The 19028-nt window shown below is 46.4% G+C and carries 17 protein-coding genes; 8 read left to right on the top strand and 9 right to left on the bottom strand.

The genetic code is table 11. From position 1 onward, the window contains the following. Positions 1–351 precede the first annotated feature (351 nt). Complete coding sequence (ygfZ, locus tag Xinn_RS12325) at positions 352–1320, top strand: tRNA-modifying protein YgfZ (RefSeq protein ID WP_086955464.1); 969 nt, start codon at positions 352–354, stop codon at positions 1318–1320. Positions 1321–1340: 20 nt separating this feature from the next. Here the strand turns inward: ygfZ and cbl are convergent, their stop codons facing one another. Further along, positions 1341–2300 carry an HTH-type transcriptional regulator Cbl gene (gene cbl / locus Xinn_RS12320; RefSeq protein ID WP_086955465.1) on the bottom strand — a complete coding sequence of 320 codons (960 nt, stop codon included), beginning with the start codon at positions 2298–2300 and terminating at the stop codon, positions 1341–1343. Between the two features lie 267 nt (positions 2301–2567). Here cbl and ssuE point away from each other — a divergent pair, with 267 nt between their 5' ends. From ssuE to Xinn_RS12290, 6 genes are all read left to right on the top strand, one after another. Beyond that, entirely contained in the window at positions 2568–3194 is a 627-nt protein-coding gene (gene ssuE / locus Xinn_RS12315) for an NADPH-dependent FMN reductase (RefSeq protein WP_086955466.1), read from the top strand. Next, complete coding sequence (gene ssuC, locus Xinn_RS12310; protein ID WP_086955467.1) at positions 3191–3985, top strand: aliphatic sulfonate ABC transporter permease SsuC; 795 nt, start codon at positions 3191–3193, stop codon at positions 3983–3985. Before ssuE ends, ssuC begins: the two co-directional genes overlap by 4 nt. Next, positions 3982–4797, top strand: coding sequence for an aliphatic sulfonates ABC transporter ATP-binding protein (gene ssuB / locus Xinn_RS12305; RefSeq protein WP_086955468.1), 816 nt, complete (start codon positions 3982–3984; stop codon positions 4795–4797). The genes ssuC and ssuB overlap by 4 nt, the downstream gene beginning before the upstream one ends. 171 nt (positions 4798–4968) lie before the next feature. After that, positions 4969–6180: an FMNH2-dependent alkanesulfonate monooxygenase gene (gene ssuD, locus Xinn_RS12300; RefSeq protein WP_086955469.1), complete on the top strand. Its 1212-nt coding sequence runs from the start codon at positions 4969–4971 to the stop codon at positions 6178–6180. A gap of 139 nt (positions 6181–6319) precedes the next feature. Next, positions 6320–7414: a dimethylsulfone monooxygenase SfnG gene (gene sfnG / locus Xinn_RS12295; protein WP_086955470.1), complete on the top strand. Its 1095-nt coding sequence runs from the start codon at positions 6320–6322 to the stop codon at positions 7412–7414. Next, positions 7411–8895: an FAD/NAD(P)-binding protein gene (locus Xinn_RS12290; RefSeq protein WP_086955471.1), complete on the top strand. Its 1485-nt coding sequence runs from the start codon at positions 7411–7413 to the stop codon at positions 8893–8895. Before sfnG ends, Xinn_RS12290 begins: the two co-directional genes overlap by 4 nt. Before the next feature lie 26 nt (positions 8896–8921). Here the strand turns inward: Xinn_RS12290 and Xinn_RS12285 are convergent, their stop codons facing one another. From Xinn_RS12285 to sfsA, 8 genes are all read right to left on the bottom strand, one after another. After that, positions 8922–9890 carry a sulfonate ABC transporter substrate-binding protein gene (locus Xinn_RS12285; protein WP_086955472.1) on the bottom strand — a complete coding sequence of 323 codons (969 nt, stop codon included), beginning with the start codon at positions 9888–9890 and terminating at the stop codon, positions 8922–8924. Between the two features lie 210 nt (positions 9891–10100). After that, on the bottom strand, positions 10101–10958 hold the full coding sequence (panC, locus tag Xinn_RS12280) for a pantoate--beta-alanine ligase (RefSeq protein WP_086955473.1): 858 nt from the start codon (positions 10956–10958) through the stop codon (positions 10101–10103). A gap of 39 nt (positions 10959–10997) precedes the next feature. Next, a complete protein-coding gene (gene panB / locus Xinn_RS12275) occupies positions 10998–11789 on the bottom strand; it encodes a 3-methyl-2-oxobutanoate hydroxymethyltransferase (RefSeq protein ID WP_086955474.1) in 792 nt (263 codons plus the stop codon). A 174-nt stretch (positions 11790–11963) separates the two neighbouring features. Continuing rightward, positions 11964–12446 (bottom strand): 2-amino-4-hydroxy-6-hydroxymethyldihydropteridine diphosphokinase, encoded by a 483-nt coding sequence (gene folK / locus Xinn_RS12270; RefSeq protein ID WP_086955475.1) that lies wholly within the window; start codon positions 12444–12446, stop codon positions 11964–11966. A gap of 1 nt (position 12447) precedes the next feature. Next, on the bottom strand, positions 12448–13806 hold the full coding sequence (gene pcnB, locus Xinn_RS12265) for a polynucleotide adenylyltransferase PcnB (RefSeq protein WP_211286014.1): 1359 nt from the start codon (positions 13804–13806) through the stop codon (positions 12448–12450). Between the two features lie 291 nt (positions 13807–14097). Then, positions 14098–15000, bottom strand: coding sequence for a tRNA glutamyl-Q(34) synthetase GluQRS (gene gluQRS / locus Xinn_RS12260; RefSeq protein ID WP_086956583.1), 903 nt, complete (start codon positions 14998–15000; stop codon positions 14098–14100). 57 nt (positions 15001–15057) lie between these two features. Beyond that, a complete protein-coding gene (dksA, locus tag Xinn_RS12255) occupies positions 15058–15513 on the bottom strand; it encodes an RNA polymerase-binding protein DksA (RefSeq protein WP_086955477.1) in 456 nt (151 codons plus the stop codon). Positions 15514–15709: 196 nt separating this feature from the next. Beyond that, positions 15710–16420, bottom strand: coding sequence for a DNA/RNA nuclease SfsA (gene sfsA / locus Xinn_RS12250; protein WP_086955478.1), 711 nt, complete (start codon positions 16418–16420; stop codon positions 15710–15712). Positions 16421–16517: 97 nt separating this feature from the next. On the opposite strand from sfsA, the gene hrpB reads away from it, so the two are divergent. Further along, entirely contained in the window at positions 16518–19028 is a 2511-nt protein-coding gene (gene hrpB, locus Xinn_RS12245) for an ATP-dependent helicase HrpB (protein ID WP_086955479.1), read from the top strand.

The raw sequence follows: 19028 nt of genomic DNA, 5'->3' as shown, positions 1-19028 counted from the left end.
TATGCCAGAACGCGTTCAAAACACCACAAAGAAAATCATGTAAAAACAAAACATTGGATGCGTGTTTTGAACGGCTTAATTCTTAAGAGCCTATCTATGATGCTTTATTAAAATCAATATTTTTATTCTTTTTCATTCCTATTGACCTCGAGTTAACTCAAGGTTTTATAGTGGCATTTGATTTTTTTGTCAATTTGAAAAAAGTTGCTTTGTCATTCTATCTTTTGAAAGAGGCAGTATTTCTTATTTTCATTTCATCCATATTTTTCAGAGTTATTGATTCTTTGTTTGAATACACGACTGCTGTTGAAAAACGATGGATATAAACAGAATATACCGACAGGAACTATTATGGTTAGCCAAACTCTCCCGAAGTTATCTCCCCTTTCGCCAGTGCCTTCAGATACGCTTCCATTGACACTCATTTCTCTGAATGACTGGGGATTGGTGACTGTTACAGGTATTGACAGCCAGAAGTACCTTCAGGGGCAGGTGACAGCCGATATCAATATTCTTGCTGAAAACCAGCATGTATTAACGGCTCATTGTGATGCCAAAGGAAAAATGTGGAGCAGTCTGAGGTTGTTTCATCGTGGTGAAGGATATGCCTATATTGAGCGTCGCGGTGTCATTGAGAAGCAGCTTGCTGAATTAAAGAAATATGCGGTGTTTTCCAAAGTGGTATTGGCTGAGGATACGGAAAGTTTGTTATTGGGTATTGCTGGTGAAAATTGCCGGGATGAACTGGGAGCATTTTTCCCCGTTCTGCCGGATGCTGATAATACGGTTATTCAGCACGGTGCGACTACACTACTTCATTTTTCATTACCACAGGAAAGGTTTTTATTAATCACCGATACTGTGAAAGCAGCAGAATTAATGAAAAAGTTGCCAGCACGGTTAAGTGACAGTCAGCAGTGGCTGGCATTAGATATAGAAGCGGGTTTTCCAGTGATTGAAGCTGCTGTCAGTGCACAGCTTGTTCCTCAGGCTGTTAATCTCCAGAATATCGAAGGCAGTATCAGTTTTGAGAAAGGGATGTATATGGGACTGGCGACGATAGCCCGTACCAAATACCGTGGTGTGAATAAGCGGGCAATGTACTGGTTGGCAGGTAATGCCAGCTATCTTCCTGCTATCGGAAGTGAATTAGAGTGGCAGTTAGGTTCCCGCTGGCGCAAAACCGGCATCATATTGTCTTCCCTGAGGCTGGCTGATGGTACAGTCTGGATTCAGGCCGTGCTGGGTAATGAGATGGAGGCTGACAGTCTATTTCGCTTGCCGGGAGATGAGGGCTGTTTTCTTGGTATTAAAAATTAATCAGCCCATTTTTGATGAGTTCAAATTTCAAAATCAAGACAGGCCGGAATATTTTTATTACCTGTAACGATGCTGTTTTTAATTTCATCCAGTGATAAGTCAGGGTTGCACAGTAGTATGAATTCCCAGAGATAGTCACGTTGTAACTGGCCTTGTTTCACTGCCATCCAGACCGTATTGGGGGAGAAAAGATGACGAGCCTTGAGCGTGACTAAATCTGGATCGTGGTTATGCTGGCTGGCAGTTTCGGCAACAATGCCGATGCCTAACCCCAGTTTTACGTAGGTTTTGACTACGTCAGAATCCTGAGCACTGAGTACGATATCCGGATTGAGCTGTGCGCTGTTAAATGCTTTATCAATCTGAGAGCGTCCGGCAATGCCGTACCGGTAAGTGACTAAGGGGTATTTTGCCAGTTGTTCCAATGTAATATCAGGTCTCCAGACCAGTTCATGTTTCGCAGGAACCAGTAAAGAGTGATGCCAGACAAACCACGGAAACGCAGCAATATTGCTGTTCTGGGTCAGCATTTCTGATGCAATACCAAGATCCGCCTCACCATTAAGTAACATTTTCATGATCTCTCCGGGGGAACCCTGATTAAGTACCAGCCGGATCTCCGGATAAATTTCACGGAATACTTTTATTACCCGGGGAAGGCTATAACAGGCCTGTGTGTGGGTCGTGGCGATAGTTAACACCCCTTGATGCTGTCCGGTAAAATGTTCAGCCAACCGTTGGGCTTTATCAGCATCATTAAGTATACGGCGTGCAATGGTCAGCATCTCTTTTCCCGGCTCAGTCAGCCCAAGAAATCGTTTACCGTGGCGAATGAATAACTCAACACCTAATTCTTCTTCCAATTCACGGATATGGCGGCTAATGCCTGATTGTGATGTATAGAGCACTTTTGCCACTTCTGTCAGATTAAAGCGGCAGCGCTCTGCTTCACGGATAATTCTTAGTTGTTGAAAATTCATTGCATTAGGATTGTCAGAAAAATATTCACCAATATAGAAATATATTTTCCAGCTATTAAATAATTTAATTATAAAAGTTATTCCTTTAAGTAATAAATAAATTATGAATCATGAATAAAACATAATATATCCCCTTTTCACTGCATGTTACGTCCTATTGCCACTTTTTAGATTTACAAAGTAAAAATATTTATTTCTCTTCGTTCGCTTCGAGATTTAAAAAGGAAATAACTGATTCCAATTCTGGCTGTGTAAGTGAGGGGTTTTATGCGTATTCTTTTTTTAGGTGGCAGCCCGGCACCTATATCTAAGTCGTCAGTTTTACTCAATTATGTGTATCAGTGGTTAACTCAGGAAGGCATTGAGGCTATCACAGTCAGAGTGAGTGATTTTGATGCTGATGCATTAATAAACGCCAACTTTCATCATCCTGATATTAAACATTTTATTACACAGCTGGAGAGCGTTGATGGCGTTGTGGTGGCCGCACCGGTTTATAAAGCTTCCTATCCGGGAGGATTGAAAGCACTGTTTGACCTTCTTCCTGAGCGGGCACTGGAAAATAAAGTTGTGCTGCCTTTAATGACAGCAGGAAGTAATTCCCATTTACTGGCACTGGATTATTCACTTAAACCTGTTTTGGGTGTGCTGAAAGCAGAAGAGATTATCAGTGGTGTTTATGCCTGTGATAGCCAGATTGAATACGGTAATAAAGCAGGGGATAAAACAACTGAGCCGACCATTTCTGCGGAAATACGCAGTCGTCTGGATCAAAATATCAGGGCTTTTTTCCGTGCGGTTCAGCGTCGTCCTTTGCAAATCAAGCCATTACAGACTCGTTCGTCAGAGATAAAATCTTCTCCCCTATTGTCAGCGGTTGGGGAAATAAAATGAATGTGGTGAGCAGCTCGCGGTTTCAATCACGTTTCCTCCCTTGGTTGCTCCCGGTATTACTTGTTGTGTGCTGGCAGATTGCAGGTTATGCCGGCTGGTTATCGGATCGCATACTGCCTCCTCCAGAAAAAGTACTGCAAGCAGGCTGGACATTACTGCAAAGCGGGGAACTCTGGAGCAATCTTTATATCAGTACCTGGCGTGCACTGAGTGGGTTTGTCATAGGAGGTTCCTGTGGCCTTGCGCTGGGGGTGATAACCGGGTTGTCAAAATCGGGGGAACGCCTGCTGGATAGTACGGTTCAGATGTTGCGTAATGTGCCGCATCTGGCACTGATCCCGCTGGTCATTTTATGGTTTGGTATTGATGAGCGCGCCAAAATATTTTTAGTCTCGTTGGGTACATTCTTCCCTATCTACCTTAATACGTCTCATGGTATCCGTCATCTTGACCGAGGGTTAATTGAGATGGCCCGTAACTATGGTCTCAGTGGCTGGCGTTTGTTCTGGCAGGTTATTTTGCCGGGAGCGATGCCTTCGATCCTTGTTGGTGTCCGTTTTTCGCTGGGCTTAATGTGGCTGACACTGATTGTCGCTGAAACCATTTCTGCTGATGCAGGTATTGGGTATCTGGCGATGAATGCCAGAGAATTTTTGCAGACGGATATTGTCGTGTTGGCGATTATTCTCTATGCACTGCTGGGTAAACTGGCTGATATGGCGGCATACGGGCTGGAAATCTGGTTACTGCGGTGGCATCCGTCATGGCAGACAGGAGGAAGAAACTCATGAAGCATCTGTCGTTAGTTCAGCAGGGGCTGAGCCTTACTCTGGAGAAGGTCAGTAAACAGTTTGGTGATCGTGAAATCCTTAAATCCCTCAACTTATCAATTCAAAAAGGCCAGTTTGTCGCTATTGTCGGACGTAGTGGCTGTGGAAAAAGTACGTTATTACGTTTGCTGGCGGGGCTGGAATCTGTTTCCGCAGGCAGTCTGAGTGCTGATGGTGTACCTCTGGCTGCATCTGAGAGTGAAGTTCGGATGATGTTTCAGGATGCGCGTCTGCTTCCGTGGAAAAAGGTGATTGATAACGTCGGGCTGGGTCTTAACGGTAGCTGGAAATCGGAAGCACTGGCAGTACTTGAAGCTGTTGGGCTGGCGGATAGAGCCAATGATTGGCCTTCGGCATTATCGGGGGGACAAAAGCAGCGCGTGGCACTGGCTCGTGCACTGATTCACCGCCCTCGTTTGCTGTTGCTGGATGAGCCGTTCGGCGCACTGGATGCTCTGACTCGTCTGGAGATGCAGCAGTTGTTAACACAACTCTGGCAGCAGTATGGGTTTACCGTCATCTTAGTCACGCATGATGTTCATGAAGCCGTTCTGATCGCAGACCGGATTTTACTGATAGAGCAGGGGGAGATAGGTATGGATCTGGCGATCCCTCTCGGACGCCCCAGAACGATGATGATGCCAAAATTATCAGCATTAGAAGCTCAGGTGTTGGAGGCGATTATGACCCCCGTTGAGCAAGGGAAGCATAATAACAACTCCGATCGGCCACATGTCGGTAAAACGGATGACTATGAAAGTGCAGCCAGATAATTATACCCGTCGTCTTCAAGTTGCTTCTTTATTGGCTGCGCTCATTCCCTTGGCTGCCGCGATGCATTTTGAAATTCACAGGGTATAGCCCTGATAAAAAAGATAAGAATTAACAGATAAAAGAAAAATAAATACAAATCAATCCCGACATTATCTATGAAGGAAAAAATAATGACAGTTTATGGCAATAGTGACATTAAGCTTTTCTGGTTCTTGCCTACTCATGGTGAGGGACATTATTTAGGCACAACCAAAGGTGGACGACCCGTAGATCTTCCTTATCTGCAACAAATTGCACTGGCAGCGGATAATCTGGGCTACCACGGTGTTTTGATCCCAACCGGAAGAGGTTGCGAAGATCCGTGGCTGGTGGCTTCTGCTCTGGTATCAGTCACCCGTAATTTACGTTTTCTGGTCGCTGTGCGCCCGGGATTACAACCCCCGTCACTGGCGGCAAGAATGACAGCCACACTGGATAGGCTGTCAGAAGGAAGGGTTCTCATTAATGTCGTCACTGGTGGTGATCCGGTGGAGAATAAAGGTGATGGCATTTTTCTCAGTCATGCTGACCGTTATCAACTGACCCGTGAGTTTCTTGATATTTATTCACGTATGCTGGCAGGTGAAAAAGTGGATTATCAGGGGAAACATTTACAGGTGGAAGGGGCAGAATTACTGTTCCCGCCTATTCAGGAAAATGGTCCTCCGCTCTATTTTGGTGGATCTTCTGAAGATGCCCTTGATGTGGCCGCGCAGCAGGTTGATACCTATCTGACATGGGGAGAACCGCCTGAGCTGGTTGCAGAAAAACTACAACAAGTCCGTGAACGAGCCGCACAACAAGGCCGGACTTTGGAATATGGTATCCGTCTGCATGTCATTGTCCGTGAAACAGAAGAAGAGGCATGGGCTGCCGCAGATCGTCTGATTGCTTATCTGGATGATGACACGATTGCTCAGGCTCAGAAAATATTTTCCCGTATGGATTCCGCCGGGCAGGCACGGATGAATTCACTCCATCAGGGTTCAAGAGATAATTTACGGATTGGCCCGAATTTGTGGGCAGGTGTTGGTCTGGCACGCGGTGGTGCGGGAACGGCACTGGTCGGAAATCCTGAACAAGTGGCAGAGCGTATCCGGGAATACCAGGCACTGGGTATCAGCAATTTTATCTTTTCCGGCTATCCTCATCTTGAAGAGGCACATCGGTTTGCTGAGCTGGTTATGCCGTTATTGCAGATCAATCCGGCGCAGGAAAATCAGCATCGTCTGACCATCCGTTCTGCCAATACAGGGCCGTTTGGTGAAACTATTGGTGGCGGTGAACGTCCGGTAACACAACCACAGGTTTCCCAAGAAAATTATGCCAGTGCCAAGCTTTAGTGGTGGTACTGACTCATGTTAATAAAACAACAAGAAGATGAAGGCTGAAAGGTTGCAGGGGCAATGATATTTTTTTGTAACAGTATTGCCTTGTAAAATCGCATATTCTCCTGCAAACGGGATGCACTCATAGCCAATTATGACGACAGAACAACAGCCATTACAATTTGCTTACTGGGTACCCAACGTTTCTGGCGGGTTGGTAGTCAGTAAAATTCCTCAACGTACTCAATGGGATGCATTATATAATCGGCGGTTGGCGCAAATTGCTGAACGAGCCGGGTTTGACTATGCTCTGACACAAATCCGTTTTACCGCAGGTTATGGTGCTGATAATCAGCATGAATCGGTAACTTTTTCTCAGGATCTGCTGGCCGCGACGGAAAAATTGAAAGTGATAGCTGCTTTGTTGCCCGGCCCCTGGAATCCGGTACTGGCAGCTAAGCAGATTGCCACTATCAGCCATCTCTCTGGTGCCCGTATTGCGGTGAATATTGTCAGTGGCTGGTTTCGTGGTGAATTTAAAGCTATCGGTGAACACTGGCTTGATCATGAGGAACGCTATTTACGCTCTGAGGAGTTTATTCGTTGTTTGCGGGGGATCTGGCAAGAACCAACGTTCACTTTCGCCGGGGATTTTTACCGTTTCCGGGATTACAGCCTGAAACCGAAGCCGCTTGATCCCCAGCCGGAGATTTTTCAGGGAGGCAGTTCACGCGCTGCAAGGGATATGGCTGCGCGGGTTTCTGACTGGTATTTCACTAATGGCAATAGTGTGGAAGGTGTACGCCAACAGATTGAGGATATTGGGGTTAAAGCCCGTCAGAATGGTCACTCTGTGAAAGTGGCTATGAATGCGTTTGTGATTGCCAGAGACACAGAGCAGCAGGCACAGCAGGTGCTTCAGGAAATTATTGAGTACGCTGATGTGGAGGCGGTGAAAGGTTTTCAGCATGAAGTACAGAATGCGGGGCTGGCTTCACCGGAAAAAGAAGGAAACTGGGCAAAGTCGAGTTTTGATGATTTGGTTCAGTACAATGATGGTTTTAAGCCAAGGCTGATTGGTACGCCACAACAGATAGCTGAACGGATCATCGACTATAAAAAGGCCGGAGTGAAATTGCTGCTGCTGGGGTTCCTTCACTTTCAGGAAGAGGTTGAGTTTTTTGGTCGGGAAGTGCTGCCTCGCGTCAGAATACTGGAACAACAGTTAACGTCAGAGTTAAGGGAATGAAAACTTCGAGAGTCGTGATCATTGGCGGAGGTTTCAGTGGTACAGCATTGGCTGCTCATCTGGCACGTCAGGCCGTTTCACGTTTGCATATTACCATTATTGAACCCCGTGTCATGCTGGGGGCGGGGTTAGCTTACTCTTCCCCCGATCCTGCTCATCGGATCAATGTACCCGCTTCACGGATGCAGCTCAGTGGTATGGAAGAGGGGGATTTTGATCATTGGTATCGCCAGCAACCGGAGTTTTATCTGGACTCGAAGGCGCGGCTTCCCAATGATGATGTGTATCCGCAGCGCAGTATGTTCGGGCGCTATGTGGCGGAGAGATTAGCTCAAGCGCAGGAACAGAATAGTCTGGTGACAGTGGAACATATACGTGATACAGCCGTACAGCTAGCAGGGCGCAGCGTTGTCACTGAATCAGGTAACACACTGGAGGCTGATATTATTGTACTGGCGATAAGTCACCCACCTCCGGCTTTACCCCGTCTGTTAGTCCCTTTTTCCGGGCATCCGGCACTGATTGATAACCCTTGGTTATCGGGAGCACTGGCGAAGGTGAAGAAAGACGAACGGATCGCGATTATGGGCACCGGCCTGTCGATGGCTGATGTACTCGCAACATTGCATGGTTATAACCATACTGGTTCTGTGCTGGCATTCTCCCGTCGGGGATTACTTTCTCGCCCCAATCTAACGACCCATTATAATCTCCCAGAGCAGGGTTCTCTGTGGGAGAAAAAATATAGCACTCTGGGATTTCGCTCCGTGCGGCATTTATTGCAGCATATCCGAACTGACATAATCCGTATGGCTGAACAGGGAATACCGTGGCAGATAGTGCTGGATGCGGTGCGTACACACGGGCAGGAACTTTGGCAGAAATTTCCGCTGGTGGAGCAGCAGCGCTTTTTACGTCATTTGCGTAGTTTCTGGGATGTTCATCGGTATCGCATTGCTCCGCAGGTAGCCGAAATAATTACTCACCGTCAGCAGCAGGGAAATCTCAGCGTTATTGCTGCACGTCTGGTGAAGCTTGAAACGGAAAAGTTAAAAACAGAAAAGCCGGAAGCGGATAAAGAGACTTTAACACTATCGCTGAAGTTGCGTCAGGGGGAGCTGATAAAAGTCACCGTGGATAAATTTATTATCACCACAGGCCCGGCACACAGTACGCTGACGGATAGCCAGCCTTTACTACAGGATCTTGCCCGACGCGGTATTATTCAACCGGATGTACTCGGTCTTGGGTTGCATGTTGATGAACATTCACATGCCATTGACCGTTATGGACATAGTCACCCGACATTGCTGATAGTTGGCCCTGCTGCCCGTGGTCGTTTTGGTGAGCTGATGGGATTGCCACAGGTGGCAGAACACGCAGTGACTGTTGCTGATGAAGTATTGCATATTCTGCACTTATCTGAACCTCTCTCTGAACTTCCCCATTCCTGTTTATCGGAGATGAAATGTAAAAGTTAAAAATAGCTAAAGTATGGTGAGGCTATTTATTTTGACTGTTCAGATTGGTTGTTCAGGTTATCTAACGACCAGCTTGCTTGACGAACATCTATTTTCACAGGCAATAGTTTGATACGGGTAAAAGTATCAGCAAGAATCTGTTGCTGGTTAAAAACAGCGGGAGTCATGTGTTCAGCGCCATAAATAGTACGTGTAAGCACCCGTTGCCAGATAGTTTTATCAAGTTTGGTAGCATCGGCAAGAATGGTGGCTGTTTCGTCAGGGTGTTGGTTTGCCCAGTCACTGAGAGTCACCAGTTCCTGAACCACTTTTTCCGCCGCCTGCGGGTAATTATCAACAAATTTCCGGCTGGCAAGATAGAAAGTGTAATGAGGCACCAGCCCTTCGCCGTTACTTATCTGGCGTGCTCCGGTATTGGTTTCTACTTCGGACAGGAAAGGGTCCCAGATAGCCCAGGCATCAATGACACCTCGCTGGAAAGCGGCGCGGGCATCTGCCGGTGGTAAATAAACAGGTTTGATATCCTTATAACTTAATCCGGCTTTTTCCAGTGCGGCTACCAGCAGATAGTGCACATCAGAGCCTTTATTCAGTGCGACACGTTTGCCTTTCAGATCCTGAATACTTTTAATCGCAGAGTCTTTCGCTACGACAATAGCTTCTGTTTTCGGATGAGCCGGAGAGTGGGCAAGATAAACCAAATCAGCTTTTGCGGCTTGCGCAAAGACAGGAGGAACATCGCCGGTTGATGCCAGATCGATACTACCAATATTAAGCCCTTCAAGCATCTGTGGCCCGGCAGGAAATTCTACCCAGCGTATTTTGATACCTTCCTGCCTGAATACATCATCCAGATTCCCACGGGATTTCAGTAGCATAAAAATATTTGATTTCTGATAACCAATAGTAATTTGCTTAGGTTGTGTAGCCAGTACATTACCAGAGAATGCGAGCAACAACAGTAAACTGCCAAGAAAGCGTAATTTATGTGCCATGTTTAATTTTCCTTATTAACCGGATGCTTTATATAGACGGATATAAGCGGGGGATAAAAAGAAAAGATAACAAAGCGGGTTGATGAAAATTAAATAATAAAATTGCGCTTACTAGTGCTGATTTTGGATAACGGTTAATCAGGATGCTGTTTTCTTATGAGGATGTGAACCGTGCCGAAACGACAACTGACACACACCCTCATAGTAAAATCAAACAGTTAAATCAACCTGCTGATTATCAATAAGGCGTGTTTTTCCTAACCATGCAGCCATCAGGATCACCGCTTTTTTACTATGTGAGGTCAAAGATTCCAGATTTTCTGCATCACGGATAAACAACTCATCCGGCAGAAAACCGGCTTCACGCAGACTCATGGATACGGTTTCGAGCAGTTGCTCAATATCCCGCTCGCCATTTTTCAGCTTTTCGGCTGCACGCTGCATAATCTGGTTTAATTGTGGCGCTATTTTTTTCTCTTCTGTCGAGAGGAGGTTATTACGTGAGCTTAAGGCCAACCCATTTTTATCACGGACGATAGGTACGGAAACCAGTGTAATATCGTAAGCCATGTCATCGATCATCCTGCGGATAATCTGTAACTGCTGAAAATCTTTTTCACCGAAGTAGGCCAGATCAGGCTGGATTAGGTTGAACAATTTGCTGACAACCGTGGTAACTCCCCGAAAATGCCCAGGGCGGCTGACACCTTCAAGCATATGAGAGAGTTCAGGTACTTCAACAAAAGTTTGGTTACTGTTTACGCCATTCGGATATATTTCGCTGGCATTGGGGGTAAAAACGATTTCGATATTACGACGACTCAGTTTTTCGCAATCTTCCTGTAGAGTACGCGGATAATTGACTAAATCATCTTCACGGTCAAACTGCATCGGATTGACAAAAATACTCACAATTACCACATCAGCCTGAGCTTTGGCGGTATCAACCAGAGCCATGTGACCATCATGCAGATTACCCATTGTAGGAACAAAGGCAATTCGTTTTCCTGCCTGACGCCAACGGCGGATTTCACGGCGTAAAATGGGGATAGTTTCTATGATCAGCATTGCTCTACTCCTTTAATTAGCAGTCATGCCGGGTATACATTAGTTGAATGAATGCGCCTGATCAGGGTAGGTGCCATTTTCTACCTGTTCAATATACAGACTGATAGCATCCCGTATGTTGCCGGTTTCCTTAAGGAAATTTTTGGCGAACTTTGGTGGTTTGGCAGTAATGCCCAAAGCATCATGCATAACGAGGATCTGGCCATCCGTCTGATTACCCGCACCAATACCAATAACCGGAATTTCGAGTGCTTCGGTAATTTTCCGACCTAATTCGGTTGGCACACATTCCAGCACTAATAGCTGCATGCCTGCTTTTTCCAGAGTGATAGCATCGTTGAGCAGTTGCTGAGCTGTCGCTTCATCACGTCCCTGAACTTTGTAACCTCCCAGCACATTAACTGCCTGTGGCGTCAGGCCCAGATGCCCACAAACAGGAACAGAACGCTCAGTCAGCATTTTTACTGTCTCATACAACCAGCTTCCCCCTTCAATCTTGACCATATTGGCACCGGAACGCATTAATTCAGCAGCATTATTGCAGCTCTGTTCTGGAGTGGCATAACTCATGAATGGCATATCGGCGATTAGAAAAGACTGGGGAGCGCCGGTGCGGACATTTCGGGTGTGGTAGGCAATATCTCCAACAGTAACCGGTAAGGTTGAATCAAACCCTTGCACAGTCATACCAAGTGAGTCACCAATCAGTATGACATTGATGCCTTGTTCGGCGAAAAGGCGTGAAAAACTGGCATCATAAGCTGTGAGAGTCGCAAATTTGCGTTTCTCTTTTTTCAACTGACACAAATCTGACAGGGTTGTTGGTTTCATTATTATCTCCTGAATATTTATACCCGGTGTTGGGTATAGAGCACAGTCCATCCGGGTATCGTGTATAGCTGATACCCGATGGAACAGGTTCGGATTATCCAGAAATAGGCCATGACTGTATGAAATACTGCGTTACTTTTCCTTGATAAAATTATTTTCTTACAACTTAAAGTGTTACAACCAAAACGTCAGGCCATTTTCTGGAACATGTTTTAATCGTTCTGCTAATGTTTCTTTATCAGGAAACACTAGGTCCGGGGCTATTTCTGCCAGCGGATAAAGCATAAATTCACGCTGTTTTAAACCGTAGTGGGGAATGGTCAGGCGTTCAGTATTAATAATTTGATCACCGAACAGCATAATATCTAAATCAAGCGTCCTTGGCCCCCAGCGTTCATCTTTACGGACACGCCCTTGAGCCAGTTCAATTGCCTGAGTATGGTCAAGCAATATTTCCGGTTGTAAGTTTGTATCTAATGCTACAGCCAGATTGAGGAAGTCAGGCTGACCCTGCGGCCCCATTGGTTTAGTCCGATAAAAAGAGGAACGCTCAATAAACGTTGTCTCAGGGATCGATTTCAGTGCAGCAAGTGCATTATTAACCTGCTGCAAAGGGGAGGCCTGATTACTGCCAATGGCGATATAAACCCGGGTCATACTAGTTGTTATTCCTGTTATGACGAAGGTGGTTGCCACGGCGGGGGCGCGTTCTGCGACGAACGGGGTCATTGCCAAGCCCGGAGATCATGCCCCGCTGTTGTGATGGTGTTGACTGCTGGAATTCTGTCCACCAAAGCACCAGTTCTTTCAGTTCGTGGCGCGGCTCAATGCTGGCGCGTAATTCCAGTAAATCGTAGGCAGCCCGGAATTTGGGGTGCTCCATCAATTTATTCGCCCGTTTACCCTGACGACGTGGCAGACGAAGCTGCAATAGCCAGATATCACGCATTGTTGTGGTATGACGTTTCGGAATGGCAATAGAACGGCACTGTTCATCGAGAATATCATTCATTGCCAGAGCAAAAGCATCGTAATACTGTAAGCCCCCTTCCTGAGTCAGCTTTTCAGCATGTTCAATCAGCGGATACCATAATATTGCCGCAAACAGGAAGGCTGGATTGACCCGTTTGTCATTCTGAAGACGGTAATCGGTATTCTTTAATACCTGTTCCAGCAGTTTTTCCATTGGTGAATCACCGGCTTGGGTGAAGCTACGCTGGATGAGCGGGAACAGGGGTTCAAACAGTTGGTATTCACACAATAACTTATATGTGTTGTAACCATCCCCTGATTGCAGGAGTTTCAGTGATTCTTCGAACAAGCGTGCTGATGGAATATCCCGCAACAGAAATGCCAGACGTGGGATTGGCTCTGCGGTATTCTTTTCGATGGTCATATGAAGTTTGCTGGCGAAGCGGACTGCCCGCAGCATCCGCACCGGATCTTCCCGATAGCGGGTTTCCGGATCACCAATCAGGCGTATAATGCCTGCTTCCAGATCAGCCATTCCACCGACATAATCCCGTAATGCGAAATCTTCAATACCGTAATAAAGGCTATTAATTGTAAAATCACGGCGCGCGGCATCTTCTTCTACAGAACCAAAGATATTATCACGCAATAGCATGCCGCTCTGGGCTTTATGTGACTGATTACGGTCATTGCTTTCAACCTGTTCATGTGGCCCGCGGAATGTAGCAACCTCAATCACATCCGGCCCGAACATAATGTGGGCAAGACGGAAACGACGACCAACAAGACGGCAATTACGGAATAATTTGCGAACCTGTTCAGGTGTGGCATTGGTGGCGATATCAAAATCTTTGGGTTTTTTATGCAACAGTAAGTCACGTACGCCACCGCCGACTAAATAAGCCTCAAAACCAGATTTATTCAGGCGGTATAAAACCTTCAATGCATTATCACTGATATCTTTACGTGAAATAGAATGCTGATCCCGTGGAATAACGGTAATCGGGGAATCAGAAGGTTTTGTCTTTACGGACTTTTTCTTCATTTTGATGTTTTCGGCATTGGATGAAGATGTGCGATTTACTCTGCGGCGTTTAGGCAGAGTGCTGCTCTTTGTTTGAGCAGAATGGTCAGATATGGTGACTGGCCTTTCACTGGCTGCCTGTGGTTCGCGTTTTATCTTAGTTTCGCGGATCAGCAAATTACGGCAGAAAGTTGCTACTCGGTTAAAAATGGTACACCTCGATAGTGACGGATAAAATTAAAACAAAAACAGCCGCTAATCATAACTTACTGGGCATTCTTTGAGAATGCTTGCAGTGTCAATAGAAACACTTTATTTAAATTGTCCATTAATTATGTCGTTAGGCGGAACATGTTCTATATTCCAACCTGCAATTGCCTGCTCCAGTAGCTGTTCTGTGGTGATATCCTGCCAGCCGGTAATCGTTGGCTGGTTTAAAAATGATAACGCTTTCACCAGCAGTGGACGTGGATCATCAAGAGGGATCGGTTTGGCATGATTTTGCTTGGAAAGTTTATTTCCCTCTCCATTTAATACAAGAGGCAAATGTACATAATCCGGTGTTGTAAAATTCAGATACCGATATAAGGATATTTGGCGAACCGTCGGCTCAATCAAATCTGCTCCCCTGACAATTTCAGTGATGCCTTGATAATTATCATCAATAACAACGACAAGATTATAGGCGAATAATCCATCTTTGCGATGAATAATAAAATCCTCTTCAGCCATTTTTACAGGTACAGTAACATTACCTTGTAATTTGTCGTAAAAATCATAAACAGGACGATATTGTTTCAGGCGAATAGCAGCATTATGCGCTGGCAATTGTAGTTTCCGACAGTGAGTATCGTAAAATCCTCCCAACCGATGAATACGCTGGCGGGTGCAGCTACAGTAATAGCTGTTTCCCTGTTGCTGCAACTGAGCCAGTATCGCCCGATAAGCTTCATGGCGTTGGGACTGGTACAGTACTTCGCCATCCCAGTAAAGCCCATAGTGCTCCAGTGCACGCAGTATCCGCGCCGCTGAACCGGGAACTTCCCGAGGCGGGTCAATGTCATCGATACGCATCAGCCACTTCCCATGATGAGCGCGGGCTTGTAAATAACTGCCCAGAGCCGTCACCAGAGAGCCAAAGTGGAGATCACCAGATGGAGAGGGTGCGAAACGCCCGATATATGATGAGGAGTGTTCGGATTCAGATTGCGTCATATCAGGATCAGATGAAAGGTACATACGGCGCCTTGCAGCGCCGTACTCACCCATCCGTTAGCCAGCCATTTGCTTTTCGCGAATTTCAGCCAACGTTTTACAGTCAATACATAAATCAGCTGTAGGACGAGCTTCCAAACGACGGATGCCGATTTCAATCCCACAGGATTCACAGAAGCCGAAATCATCATCTTCGACTTTTTTCAGCGTTTTTTCGATCTTTTTGATCAACTTACGTTCACGATCCCGATTACGTAATTCAAGACTGAATTCTTCTTCTTGCGCTGCACGGTCAACCGGATCAGGGAAGTTCGCTGCCTCATCTTGCATATGAGATACAGTACGGTCTACTTCATCCCTGAGTTGATTGCGCCATGCTTCCAGAATTAGCTTGAAATGCGTTAACTGGGCATCGTTCATGTACTCTTCGCCTGGCTTCTCTTGGTAAGGTTCTACCCCAGCGATGGCGAGAATGCTCAAGGACGAGGTTTTACGTTTTTGCCCTTCTTGCATAATGCTTCTCCTTACACACGCACTATCAAACGAGCCCCCTGACAGTAGGGGGAAAAAAATAGGCCGCTATAAATAGCAGATGACTGCGAGGTTGGCAATTATTCCTACCATTAGTTTTGCAATGGTGTGAAGGCAGCCGTGTTTACTGCCTAAATATGCTGCAAAACTCACCTCATCAGCATGATCTGTTTACAAATCATCCCATTGATACAAAAGGCAATTTGTGACTTAGAACCATCCTGTTTTCTGTCATGCTGGCCCCGTAACAGATTACTTCGACCCCTAAATCGCATGCTTGTTCCAAAAGAAAAGCATAATTGTGGTCTATATGTTTTGCTGTCATAACTTGGCTAATGCCGGAATGTAGCACAGCAAAGCACAGGACAGCCCGCTGTCCCTGTTGTGTTATCAATGATAGTTCACGTAAATGTTTTTGCCCACGAATTGTAACAGCGTCAGGAAAATAGCCATTATTTCCTTGTAACAGCGTCACTGACTTCACTTCAATATAGCAGTTAACTTTTTGTTTTGACTCTAACAATAAATCTATCCGGCTTTTCTCTTTTCCATAACCCACTTCGCGGCTGATTTTTTCGTAACCGGATAATTCTGGAATAAGATCCTTCTCTATAGCCTGAAAAACCAGATCGTTAGCTCTGAGTGTATTAACACAAATCCAGTGCCCGTCCTGAGTTTGTGTGAGTTCCCAGCTATTAGGATATTTGCGTTTGGGGTTATCCGAAGTGGAATACCAGACTGTATCACCTGGGGTTGCGCACCCTGTCATTGCTCCGGTATTAGCACAGTGTATGGTAAGGGTTTCACCTTCCGGGGTCAGGACATCAGCCAGAAAACGTTTATAACGACGAATCAATGTAGCGTGCTTTAATGGTGGTGAAAATTCCATACACTTTCCTTTATATCTCATAGCTGTTTTATCATGATGTAACTTGCATGAAGTCACATGAATTAAAATTAAACGGCAACTGCAATTAAAATCGTCAATGCTACAATGGCCTTCATTGAAAGTTAATCCTTATGGTGAACCTTTGCTATTACCCATTTATGACGTTGTGGACTCAGTCATAACCCAGTTAGAAATTTCAAAACAGGTATTACTGCATGCCCCGACCGGAGCCGGAAAATCAACCGGATTACCGTTAGAAATCCTGAATAAATCACGGTTTAACGGGCGGATCATTATGCTGGAACCCCGGCGTATTGCTGCACGTAGTGTTGCGGAACGTCTGGCAGAACAATTGAACGAGCCAGTCGGCAGAACGGTGGGCTACCGGATGCGTCTGGAAACCAAAGTCAGCGCTCACACACGCCTTGAAGTGGTCACTGAAGGTATCCTGAACCGTATGCTGCAACAGGACCCTGAGTTGAGTGGCGTCTCTCTTGTTATACTCGATGAATTCCATGAACGTAGCTTACAAGCCGATCTGGCTTTGGCTCTGCTGCTGGATGTGCAGGAAGGGTTGCGTGATGATTTACGAATTCTGGTTATGTCTGCAACGCTGGATAACCAGCGCCTTTCTTCTCTATTACCGGAAGCGCCTGTCGTGGTTTCAGAAGGACGTAGTTATCCGGTGATAAGAAGTTATCATCCATTACCTGCTCATTTACCTTTTGAACAGACAGTGGCTTCATCGGTATTACGTTTGTTACAGCAGGAGCAAGGTTCACTATTACTGTTTTTACCCGGAGTGAAGGAAATTCAAAGGGTACAGGCCTGCTTAGAAGACAAAATCGGTAGCGATACATTGTTGTGTCCGCTGTATGGTGCTTTATCATTAACAGAACAACGAATGGCGATAACGCCAGCACCGGCAGGAAAGCGAAAAGTCGTACTGGCGACCAATATTGCAGAAACCAGCCTGACGATTGAAGGCATTCGTCTGGTGGTGGATAGTGGTCTGGAACGAACCAGCCGGTTTGAACCCCGGACAGGCTTAACCCGCCTGATCACTCAACGCGTCAGTCAGGCATCAATGGTTCAGCGGGCAGGGAGAGCAGGCAGGCTGGAAGCCGGTGTTTGCTGGCATCTGTTCAGTCAGGAACAGGCAGAGCGAGCTGCGGAGCACAGTGAACCTGAGATTCTGCATGCCGATTTGAGCAGCCTGCTGCTTTCGTTACTACAGTGGGGATGCCGTGATAGCAGTCAGCTACGCTGGCTGGATAATCCGCCGCAGGCCGCACTTACTGTTGCCCGCTCTTTGCTTGTACGGCTGGGAGCGCTGGATGATAAGCAGCAGTTAACCGCCCGTGGCTGGCAAATGACTGAATCTGGTTGTGAGCCTCGTTTAGCCGCTATGCTGTGCTTAGGTAAAGAGCAGTATGACAGGCAGAATTCAGATCGGGGAATGCTGGCAACGGCAGCAAAACTGGTCGCAATCCTTGAAGAACCACCGCGACAGAGACAGCCGGATCTTACCCATTGCCTTACCGCCAATCAACCAAGCTGGCAGCAGCGGTCAAAACAGTTATTCAGAGAACTGACGGGTAATACTATTGCGAGTGCTGCCGATATTAATGTGAAGTATATAGCGGAGTTACTGGTACAGGGCTTTCCCGACAGAATCGCAAAAAACCGCGATAATCTCGGGCGATTCCAACTAGCTACGGGGCTGGGTGCTGTGCTGGAACGTGAAGAAGCGCTTTCAGGTGAGACATGGCTGGTGGCGCCTTTATTACAGCAGGGCAATAAAATACCAGATGCACGTATTCTGCTTGCTTATCCATTAGATATTGAACAAATCATCCGGCAATATCCGTCTTTGTTTACCGAACAGACAGCTATTGAATGGGATGATAATAAAGGAACTTTACGGGCATGGAAGAGACTGAAATGTGGACGATTGACAGTCAGGGCACAGCCTCTGGCAAAACCCTCAGAGGCTGAGTTGCAGGAAGCTCTGCTTAACTGGGTTCGGCAGGAAGGGCTGGCGGCGCTGAACTGGTCACAGGAAGCGTTGCAGCTCCGTATTCGTTTGCAACGTGCTCAGGAGTGGCTACCAGAAACACAATGGCCGACGGTTGATGATGACACTTTACTGACCTCCCTTGAGCAGTGGCTGCAACCGGTACTGGAAGGGGTGAGAGATTTGAAGGGATTGCGGCAGGTTGAACTGTCAGCAGCCCTTATAGGATTACTTGACTGGCCGCAGCGGCAAATACTGGATAATGAACTGCCTGCTAATTACACTGTGCCAACCGGAAGCCGGATTGGAATCGAATACTTCTATGATAAACCACCTGTATTATCCGTGAAAATGCAGGAAATGTACGGAGAACAGCAGAATCCGGCTGTGGCAAAGGGGCGTGTGCCTGTCGTTGTTGAGCTATTGTCTCCGGCTCAACGACCGTTGCAGATCACGCAGGATCTTGCAGCATTCTGGCAGGGAGCTTACCGTGAAGTACAAAAGGAGATGAAAGGGCGTTATCCAAAACACTTATGGCCTGATGATCCTGCTAACACCGCACCGACAAGGCGCGTGAAAAAATATATGTGA

The sequence above is a fragment of the Xenorhabdus innexi genome, assembly GCF_002632485.1.
GTDB classification, from domain to species: Bacteria; Pseudomonadota; Gammaproteobacteria; order Enterobacterales; family Enterobacteriaceae; genus Xenorhabdus; species Xenorhabdus innexi.
This window is presented reverse-complemented; position numbering and strand designations above follow the sequence as displayed.

Coding starts and splice junctions, on each gene's coding strand:
- sfsA (WP_086955478.1), bottom strand. CDS start 16,420: ATGGAATTTTCACCACCATTAAAGCACGCTACATTGATTCGTCGTTAT.
- cbl (WP_086955465.1), bottom strand. CDS start 2,300: ATGAATTTTCAACAACTAAGAATTATCCGTGAAGCAGAGCGCTGCCGC.
- ssuB (WP_086955468.1), top strand. CDS start 3,982: ATGAAGCATCTGTCGTTAGTTCAGCAGGGGCTGAGCCTTACTCTGGAG.
- ygfZ (WP_086955464.1), top strand. CDS start 352: ATGGTTAGCCAAACTCTCCCGAAGTTATCTCCCCTTTCGCCAGTGCCT.
- ssuD (WP_086955469.1), top strand. CDS start 4,969: ATGACAGTTTATGGCAATAGTGACATTAAGCTTTTCTGGTTCTTGCCT.
- dksA (WP_086955477.1), bottom strand. CDS start 15,513: ATGCAAGAAGGGCAAAAACGTAAAACCTCGTCCTTGAGCATTCTCGCC.
- gluQRS (WP_086956583.1), bottom strand. CDS start 15,000: ATGACGCAATCTGAATCCGAACACTCCTCATCATATATCGGGCGTTTC.
- ssuE (WP_086955466.1), top strand. CDS start 2,568: ATGCGTATTCTTTTTTTAGGTGGCAGCCCGGCACCTATATCTAAGTCG.
- panC (WP_086955473.1), bottom strand. CDS start 10,958: ATGCTGATCATAGAAACTATCCCCATTTTACGCCGTGAAATCCGCCGT.
- ssuC (WP_086955467.1), top strand. CDS start 3,191: ATGAATGTGGTGAGCAGCTCGCGGTTTCAATCACGTTTCCTCCCTTGG.
- sfnG (WP_086955470.1), top strand. CDS start 6,320: ATGACGACAGAACAACAGCCATTACAATTTGCTTACTGGGTACCCAAC.
- Xinn_RS12290 (WP_086955471.1), top strand. CDS start 7,411: ATGAAAACTTCGAGAGTCGTGATCATTGGCGGAGGTTTCAGTGGTACA.
- panB (WP_086955474.1), bottom strand. CDS start 11,789: ATGAAACCAACAACCCTGTCAGATTTGTGTCAGTTGAAAAAAGAGAAA.
- folK (WP_086955475.1), bottom strand. CDS start 12,446: ATGACCCGGGTTTATATCGCCATTGGCAGTAATCAGGCCTCCCCTTTG.
- pcnB (WP_211286014.1), bottom strand. CDS start 13,806: ATGAAGAAAAAGTCCGTAAAGACAAAACCTTCTGATTCCCCGATTACC.
- Xinn_RS12285 (WP_086955472.1), bottom strand. CDS start 9,890: ATGGCACATAAATTACGCTTTCTTGGCAGTTTACTGTTGTTGCTCGCA.
- hrpB (WP_086955479.1), top strand. CDS start 16,518: ATGCTACAATGGCCTTCATTGAAAGTTAATCCTTATGGTGAACCTTTG.